The 1,431-nt window shown below is 75.0% G+C and carries 1 protein-coding gene; it reads right to left on the bottom strand.

The genetic code is table 11. The features are described 5' to 3' along the window. Positions 1-1,254: DNA polymerase Y family protein (locus AB0M83_RS47995; RefSeq protein ID WP_364529356.1), on the bottom strand; the 1,254-nt coding region annotated here is incomplete at its 3' end. Between the last annotated feature and the right edge of the window lie 177 nt (positions 1,255-1,431).

The following is a 1,431-nucleotide window of genomic DNA, read 5'->3' as shown; positions in this document are numbered from 1 at the left end:
GTGCCGCCGGAGACCGAGCAGATCTGCACCTTCCTCCCGACCTCGTTCACGATCCAGCGGAAGCCCTCGACGCTCAGCGGCGCCCCGGTGGAGCCCGCCGTCGAGCAGCGGGGTGAAGACCGCGTCGGGTCCGAGCAGGCCCTGGATGCGCACCAGGGCGCGGCCGGCGCGCTCGGCGGCGTCGGCGTCGCGGCCCATCGACCCGAGCTGCAGCTGCAGCGCCTGGCCGCCGACGACCTCTTCGGGGTCGAGGCGCAGCCGGACGATCCCGGCGCTCGGCCGGTCCCGGGTGGTCAGCCAGCCTTCGCACTGCCAGCGCACGCGGTCGGCCGTCGCGCGGGCGGTCAGGGGTTCGGCGCAGCGCCAGACGCGTACACGTTCTTCACCGGCTTCGGTGACGGCCACGATCGCCAGGCGGGTGCACGCGAGGCCGTGGTTCGCGAGGCCGGCGAAGAAGCGTTCGCCGAGGGTCTTCGCGACGAAGGCGGCTTCGTCGATCCTGCGGAGAGGCTCGTCGAAGGTTTCGGTGACGGTCAGGTCCGGCGGGAGGGCGCGCCGCAGCGGCGGGCGTTCGGCGAGGCCGCGGGCGAGGCGGTGGGCGGTGACGGCGTCCTTGGCGAAGCGGCCGGCGACGTCGCGTTCGGCCAGCGCGGCGAACGCGCCGAGGGTGCGCAGGCCGAGGCGGCGCAGCGTGTCGACGAGCTCGCCGCGGTCGTCGCCGGGCTGGTTCAGCTCGGTGATCGCCAGGGGCGCCAGGAATTCGGGCGCCCGGCCGGGCGGGACGAGGGCCGAGCGGCGGGCGGCGAGGGTCGCGGCGAAGAGGCCGTCGGCGATCCCGACCTGGCACTCGACGCCGGCGTTGGCTTCGACCTCGTCCATGAGGAGTTCGGCGAGGGCTTCTTCGCCGCCGAAGTACCCGGCGGCGCCGGCGACGGGAACGGCGACGATGCCGGGCCGCACGACCTCGACCCCGACGGCCTGCGCTTCGACGGCGGCGGCGACGGGTTCGAAGAGCCGGGCATCGCGGTCCGGATCGTGCTGGTGCACCACGAGTTCCGGGCACCGCGACTGGGCATCCCGCCGGCGCATCCCCCGCCCGACCCCGCTGCGACGCGCTTCGGCGGAGCACGCGACAACGCGGTTGCCGGAGAAAACGGCGGCGGGAGCGAGCGGCGAGGTACCCGCGGCGGCCCCGGCGGCGACGACCGGCCAGTCCGGGCACCACAGCACGAGCAGCCGTGGCGGACCGTTCATCCCGCGGCCGGCCGCGAAAATCCACCTGCGGCTCGCTTCCGGCTCATCACCCGACGACGCGACGGGGAGGGTGCCAGGCCGACCATCACGCGGCCACAGCAGAACAACCGCCCGCATGAAAACCCGGCTGTGACCGGCTTCCCGCCCACCATCGCACCCCCACGCGGTGCGGAAGGG

This window comes from Amycolatopsis sp. NPDC051106 (assembly GCF_040682775.1).
Classification (GTDB): Bacteria; Actinomycetota; Actinomycetes; order Mycobacteriales; family Pseudonocardiaceae; genus Amycolatopsis.
The sequence above is the reverse complement of the archived record's forward strand: the minus strand, read 5'-3'. Positions and strand labels throughout refer to the sequence as shown.